Raw genomic sequence first — 6055 nt, forward strand, 5'->3', positions numbered from 1 at the left:
TGCCGGCCAGGAGGCACCATGTCATTCAAAGCCTTCATCATCGGAACCTGTGACACCAAGGCCGTGGAGTTAGGCTACCTGCGCGACCTGCTGCGGAAGGCAGGCGTCGAGGCCTTGATCGTCGACGTCGGCACCAGCGGTGATGCGGCTCCCGACGCCGACATAACCGCCAGCCAGGTGGCCGCCTGCCACCCCCAGGGCGCCGAGGCGGTCTTCGTCAACGACCGGGGCCGCGCCGTGGCGCAGATGGCCGAGGCGTTGCGCCGGTTGCTGGCGAAACGTGACGACGTCTCAGGCGTCATCGGTATCGGCGGTTCCGGTGGCACCGCACTGATCACGCCAGCCATGCGCGACCTGGACATCGGCGTGCCCAAGGTAATGGTTTCGACCATCGCTTCGGGCAACGTGGCCCCCTATGTGGGGCCCAGCGATATCGCCATGATCTACTCCGTCACCGACGTGGCGGGGCTCAACCGGATCTCGCGCCGCGTGCTGGGCAATGCGGCCCATGCCCTGCTGGGCATGCTTCAGGGCACGTTACCCGAAGTGGATGAGGACAAGCCGGCCATTGGTCTGAGCATGTTCGGCGTCACCACGGAGTGCGTGAGCCGGCTGACCCATTCGCTGTCAGGGGAGTACGACTGTCTGGTCTTCCATGCCACGGGCACCGGCGGACGCTCGATGGAGAAGCTGGCGACGAGCGGCATGCTGAAGGGGCTCTTGGACATCACCACCACCGAAGTCTGCGATCTGCTGATGGGCGGCATCTTCAGCGCAGGCGAGACACGACTGGACGTCTTGGCGCAGGCCGACCTGCCTTACGTGGGTTCATGCGGCGCCCTCGACATGGTCAACTTCGCCGGCCCCGAGACGCTGCCCGAGCGCTATCGTCAGCGACGACTCTACGAACACAATCCCCAGATCACCCTGATGCGAACGACAGCCGAGGAGAACGCGCTGATGGGGCGCTGGATCGGCGAAAAGCTCAACCGCAGCCGTGGGCCGCTGCGCTTCCTGCTCCCCGAAGGGGGGGTCTCGGCCCTCGATGCTCCCGGCCAGCCGTTTCATGACCCGAAAGCCGACGCCGCCCTGTTCGATGCGCTGGAAGCCACGGTACGGCAAACCGCCGAGCGTCGCCTGATTCGCTGCCCGTGGCATATCAACGACCCGGAATTCGCCGCCACGGCCGTCGCCGAGTTTCACAAGGTGATAGGTGCGCAGCCATCGCCACAGGAATGAGGCCATGGGCTACCCGCTCAGCGTGGCGGCAGGCCCTCCTGGCGGGCGAACCAGCTCTCTAGGATCAGTACCGCCGCGATGCCGTCGACGCCCTCGTCGCGGTAGCTCTTGCCGGGGTTGCGCCGCAACCTTGATTCATGCGCGATAGCCTTGGCCTCGCGGGTGGAGCCGCGCTCGTCGACCATTTCGCAGGGCTTGCCGAAGCGGCCATAGAGTCGCTTGCCGAATTTTCGCGCCCGCGTGCTCATTTCCGACTCGCTGCCGTCCATGTTGAGCGGCAGCCCCACCACGAACAGGTCCGGCCGCCACTCCTCCACCAGGCGTGTGACGACGCTCCAGTCGGGAATGCCGTCGCGGGCCGGCAGCGGCTCGAGCTGGCGGGCGCTGGCGAGCAGCTCGTTGCCCACTGCCACGCCGATGCGGCGGGTACCGAAGTCAAAGGCCAGGATCAGGCGCTGGCCGGGCATCAAGAGTGGCCCGCTTCCCGCGACATGAGATTGAGGTCCACCCCGAGGATGCCGGCTGCGGCGCCGAGGCGCTGCTCGGGCGGCACCTTGAACAGGATGTCGGCCTCAGCCTCGACGGTAAGCCACGCATTTTCCTTGAGCTCCTCTTCGAGCTGGCCCGCTTCCCAGCCGGCACAGCCCAGGCATACCAGAAACTCCTCCGGTCCCTTGCCGGCGGCCAGCGCCAACAGGATGTCCATGGAGGTGGTCAGGGCGATGTCGTCGTCCACCTGGATGCTCGAATCCCACGCCTCGCTGGAGCCGCGATGGAGGATGAAGCCACGATCCTTATGGGTCGGGCCGCCGTAGTAGACCGGCGCGTTGCGATGCGGGCTCTCTTCACCATCAAGCTCAAGCTGTTCGAACAGCGCCTCGAGGGTGATCTCCAGCGGGCGGTTGACGATGACACCCATGGTGCCGTTCTCGTCGTGGTCGCAGAGATAGCTCAGGCTGCCGGCGAAGTTGGGATCTTCCAGGTGCGGCATCGCCAGTAGAAAATGATCTCTCAAGCCTAGGTTTTGCACGGATTGCATGGGACTCCCGGGCGGCAGGCAGTGGCCCTAACGCACGCCGAAATGATTGCCTTGCCCGAACCGCCAGACGCGGGTGATGGAGAGACTGTCCAGCTCTCCCAGGGTGCTGTCGAAGGGCCGGTAGGGCCCGGCACCGTACACGGTATCGAGTGCCGCCTGATCGAGTTCGGTATGTCCTGAGGATTGTACCACCTCCGCCTGCCGAAGCTGACCATCGCGTCCGATCACCACGCGAATGCGCAGCTGGCCGTGCAAGTGGCTCGGCGCGGGGTGGATGCGGTTGCCGTAAGCCTCCACGCGGCGGGTCCAGTCGTCGATGTAGCGCGCCTCGGCGGCACGACGGGCCGCCAGGCGCGGCTGATCGTCGTCCGGCCCGGCGAGACCGGTATCGAACCCTTGTTGACGAAGGCTACTGGTGGCCTGGGCCATCAGGTCGCGACCCAAGGCGGCGGGTGCCACCGCAGCGGGTGCCGAAGGCAACTCAGCTGCCGGGGGTGTACTTGCTCGAGGCTCCGCCAGCGGTTGAGCTTCCCTGGCCTGCTTTGCTTCGACCGGCTCCGGCTCGGTGTGAGGCCGTTCGGCCTCGGCGGGCGTGGTCGGGGCCACGTCGCTGGCTGGCGTCGTGGGGACCGGCAGCTCGTCCCGCGGCGCCGCTCGCCGCTCGGCAGGGGCCTCCTCGGCCTGCTCTCCGGATGCCTGCTGATCCGCCTCGGCAATGGCCTCGGCTTCACTTGGCGCCGGGGCCGGGCGTGTCACCAGTACCACATCCAGGCGGGTGGCCTCGGCAGGTGCCGGGGCGAACTGCCGGCTTGCCATCACACCAATCAGCAGCGCATGCAACAACAGCGCAACCGACAGCGCCAGCCAACGGCGGTACGACCGTGTGACCGGGGCATACTGGATCGGGTCGCTGATGGATGCCATGGGCGAACTCGTCTTCGTTACGCGATAACTAGTTGCGCGAGGCCAGACGCCGCACGATGGCATCCATCAACAGGCCGGCGATGTCGGTGCCACGCTGGTCGTCGATCTCGCGCACGCAGGTGGGGCTGGTCACGTTGATTTCGGTGATGTAGTCGCCGATCACGTCGAGACCGACGAACATCAGGCCTTTCTCGCGGATCATCGGCTGCACCTGCTCGATCAGCCAGTGGTCGCGGGCGGTCAACTCGCGGCTAACGCCGGTACCGCCGGCGGCGAGGTTGCCGCGGGTTTCGCCGGCCATCGGCACACGGGCCAGGCCGAAGGGCACCGGCTCGCCGTCCACCAGCAGGATGCGGGTATCGCCATCCTTGATCTCGGGGATGTAGCGCTGGGCCATGATCTGTCGCTGGCCACGCTCGGTCAGCGTCTCGATGATGGCCCCCAAGTTGCGACCTTCGGGCTGCACATGGAAGATCCCGCTGCCGCCCATGCCGTCCAGCGGCTTGAAGATGACGTCGCGATGCTCGGCATGGAAGGCCCGCAGCACCGGCTCACTGCAGGACACCACCGTCGGCGTACAGCACTGCGGGAACTGCTGGGCAAACAGCTTCTCGTTGCACTCCAGCAGGGCCCGCGTGGGGTTGACCACCAGCACGCCCTCGCGCTCCGCGAAACCCAGCAGGTGCACGGCATTGAGGAAGTGCGCATCGACCGGCGGATCCTTGCGCATCAGGATCACATCAAGCTCGGCCAGCGGGCGCTCCTCAGGCGCCCCCAGCGCGTACCAGTCGTCGGGGTTGCGGAAGGCGGCAAGATCGCGCATGCGCGCATGAGCCCGGCCGTCACGCAAGTAGAGATCCTCCTGCTCCATGTAGTGCAGCGACCAGCCGCGCTCCTGGGCCGCCCACAGCATGGCCAGGGTAGTGTCCTTCTTGTAGGTGAGGTGGGCGATGGAATCCATCACTACCCCCACGCGCAAGGATCGTTCGCTCATCAGTTGGCTCATCGGCAGCGTTCCATCGTGATACGGGAAATGAGCGCAGTATGACCCAGGGTTTCCGGCAACACCAAGGCAGCTTGACAGGGCACGCCGGGCCCCTCTATTTTAGTTTCAAATGAAACCAAAATAGAGGCTGAAAAAGCCCAAGCAGGTCCCTGGCGCTCCTTAGGCCACCCTACGAGACCCGTCATGATCGAAATCCAGCAGATTCACCACGTCGCCTACCGCTGCCGAGATGCGAAGGAAACCGTCGAGTGGTACCAGGACAAGCTCGACATGGAATTCCTGGTCGCCATCGCCGAGGACCGCGTGCCCTCCACCAAGGCGCCCGATCCCTACATGCACCTGTTCCTGGATGCCGGCAACGGCAACATCCTGGCCTTCTTCGAACTGCCCAACTCGCCGGAGATGGGGCGCGACCCCAATACCCCGGAGTGGGTCCAGCACATCGCCTTCCGCGTGGCCGACGAAGCCGCCCTGCTGGCGGCGAAGGAGCAGCTCGAAAGCAAGGGAGTGGAGGTGGTCGGCCCCACCGAGCACGGCATCATCCGCTCGATCTACTTCTTCGACCCCAACGGCCACCGCCTGGAGCTCACCTACGTGAAGGGCACGCCGGAGCAGATGCGCCAGCTCAAGGAGGTGGCGCCGGCCATGATCGAGGAGTGGTCCAAGACCAAGCGGGCGCCGAAGCATGCCGCCTGGCTGCACGAGGAGGAGTTCCAGGCGCTTGATTGAGCGCCCTTCCATCCGGCGTGCCTCGGGCTATGTCGTGTTACCCGAGGCGCCGGGCGCCAAACGTATGCCGGTCTCTTCAATAATGATCTGGCGTTGCTTGTAGAGCCGGCCGATGGCCTGCTTGAAGGCGCTCTTGCTTACCCCCATGCGCGCCTTGATCTCGGCCGCATCGCTCTTGTCGCCCAACGGCAGATAGCCGCCGCTCTCGCGCAGCGCCTTGAGCACCTTCTCGCCCACCACGTCGAGGCGCGCCGGCCCCGGCGGCAACAGTGACAGATCGAGCCGGCCATCGTCGCGTACACGTTTCACGTAGCCCTTCACCCGTTGGCCTCGACGCAGCGGGTGGGTGATGTCGTCGCGAAAGAGCAGGCCCCAGAAACGATGGTCGACCACCGCCTTGTAGCCAAGGTCGGTGGCATCGGCAATCACCAGCTCCACCTCGTCGCCCGGCGCCAGCCCCGTCGCTTCGTCCTGGACGAAACGATCGAGCTTTTGCGATGCCACTGGCCGCCCCTGCTGGTCCTCGTAGAGGCGCACCAGCACCCGCTTGCCGGGCGTGGGCCGAAAGCGCTGCTCGCCAAAGGGCAGCAGTACGTCTCGTGAATGGCCCCAGTCGAGGAACGCACCGGTCTCGTTGACCGTGACGACCTCCAAGTAGGCCACCTCGCCGACCTGAGCCTTGGGCGTTCGCGAAACGCGTTCGCGCTGGGAGCCTGACGGGGGGCGCGAAGGATTCGGTCGGCCCTGGCGACGGTCATTGGGTGAAGAGGCCATGAGCGGCTCCGCAGGTGTGTGTGGGAGAGGACGGGAGCCATTATGGCAAAGACGGCAGAAAAAAGGCGGCCCGAAGGCCGCCAATGGTTCAAATAAAGACTGTTGGGCTACGCCTCGCGCTTGCCGTCCACCAGTCGCGACACGCCCCACGGGTTGCCGTCCTTGAGCGGCTCGGGCAGCAGCCCTTCCGGCAGCGCCTGGTAGCACACCGGGCGCAGGAAGCGGAAGATCGCCGCACTGCCCACCGAGGTGGTGCGCGAATCCGAGGTGGCCGGGTAGGGGCCGCCATGAACCATGGCGTGACACACCTCCACGCCCGTCGGCCAGCCGTTGGCCAATATCCG

General features: G+C 65.8%; 7 protein-coding genes and 1 pseudogene. 2 read left to right on the forward strand and 6 right to left on the reverse strand.

Features of this window, described 5'->3' with window-relative positions; translation table 11 throughout:
• Positions 1 to 18: 18 nt before the first annotated feature.
• Positions 19 to 1239 carry a Tm-1-like ATP-binding domain-containing protein gene (locus ACOJCM_RS19570; protein ID WP_445213764.1) on the forward strand — a complete coding sequence of 407 codons (1221 nt, stop codon included), beginning with the start codon at positions 19 to 21 and terminating at the stop codon, positions 1237 to 1239.
• Between the two features lie 17 nt (positions 1240 to 1256).
• Here the strand turns inward: ACOJCM_RS19570 and ruvX are convergent, their stop codons facing one another.
• From ruvX to gshB, 4 genes are read right to left on the reverse strand one after another with little or no spacing between them, the layout of a single operon-like run.
• Positions 1257 to 1706 carry a Holliday junction resolvase RuvX gene (gene ruvX, locus ACOJCM_RS19575; RefSeq protein ID WP_445213765.1) on the reverse strand — a complete coding sequence of 150 codons (450 nt, stop codon included), beginning with the start codon at positions 1704 to 1706 and terminating at the stop codon, positions 1257 to 1259.
• Positions 1706 to 2278, reverse strand: coding sequence for a YqgE/AlgH family protein (locus ACOJCM_RS19580; protein ID WP_445213766.1), 573 nt, complete (start codon positions 2276 to 2278; stop codon positions 1706 to 1708). Before ACOJCM_RS19580 ends, ruvX begins: the two co-directional genes overlap by 1 nt.
• 27 nt (positions 2279 to 2305) lie before the next feature.
• Positions 2306 to 3202, reverse strand: a complete 897-nt coding sequence (locus ACOJCM_RS19585; RefSeq protein WP_445213767.1) for a TonB family protein — start codon at positions 3200 to 3202, stop codon at positions 2306 to 2308.
• Between the two features lie 28 nt (positions 3203 to 3230).
• Complete coding sequence (gshB, locus tag ACOJCM_RS19590; protein WP_445213768.1) at positions 3231 to 4196, reverse strand: glutathione synthase; 966 nt, start codon at positions 4194 to 4196, stop codon at positions 3231 to 3233.
• 195 nt (positions 4197 to 4391) lie between these two features.
• Between gshB and ACOJCM_RS19595 the strand changes: the two genes are divergently transcribed.
• Positions 4392 to 4937 carry a VOC family protein gene (locus ACOJCM_RS19595; RefSeq protein ID WP_445213769.1) on the forward strand — a complete coding sequence of 182 codons (546 nt, stop codon included), beginning with the start codon at positions 4392 to 4394 and terminating at the stop codon, positions 4935 to 4937.
• 27 nt (positions 4938 to 4964) lie between these two features.
• Here ACOJCM_RS19595 and ACOJCM_RS19600 read toward each other — a convergent pair whose 3' ends face one another.
• On the reverse strand, positions 4965 to 5711 hold the full coding sequence (locus ACOJCM_RS19600) for a CvfB family protein (protein WP_445213770.1): 747 nt from the start codon (positions 5709 to 5711) through the stop codon (positions 4965 to 4967).
• A gap of 107 nt (positions 5712 to 5818) precedes the next feature.
• Positions 5819 to 6055 (reverse strand): annotated as a pseudogene (locus ACOJCM_RS19605) (aldehyde dehydrogenase (NADP(+))); the annotation flags it as partial.

It is taken from the genome of Billgrantia hypersalina (assembly GCF_052584175.1).

Coding starts and splice junctions, on each gene's coding strand:
- ACOJCM_RS19570 (WP_445213764.1), top strand. CDS start 19: ATGTCATTCAAAGCCTTCATCATCGGAACCTGTGACACCAAGGCCGTG.
- ruvX (WP_445213765.1), bottom strand. CDS start 1,706: ATGCCCGGCCAGCGCCTGATCCTGGCCTTTGACTTCGGTACCCGCCGC.
- ACOJCM_RS19580 (WP_445213766.1), bottom strand. CDS start 2,278: ATGCAATCCGTGCAAAACCTAGGCTTGAGAGATCATTTTCTACTGGCG.
- ACOJCM_RS19585 (WP_445213767.1), bottom strand. CDS start 3,202: ATGGCATCCATCAGCGACCCGATCCAGTATGCCCCGGTCACACGGTCG.
- gshB (WP_445213768.1), bottom strand. CDS start 4,196: ATGAGCGAACGATCCTTGCGCGTGGGGGTAGTGATGGATTCCATCGCC.
- ACOJCM_RS19595 (WP_445213769.1), top strand. CDS start 4,392: ATGATCGAAATCCAGCAGATTCACCACGTCGCCTACCGCTGCCGAGAT.
- ACOJCM_RS19600 (WP_445213770.1), bottom strand. CDS start 5,711: ATGGCCTCTTCACCCAATGACCGTCGCCAGGGCCGACCGAATCCTTCG.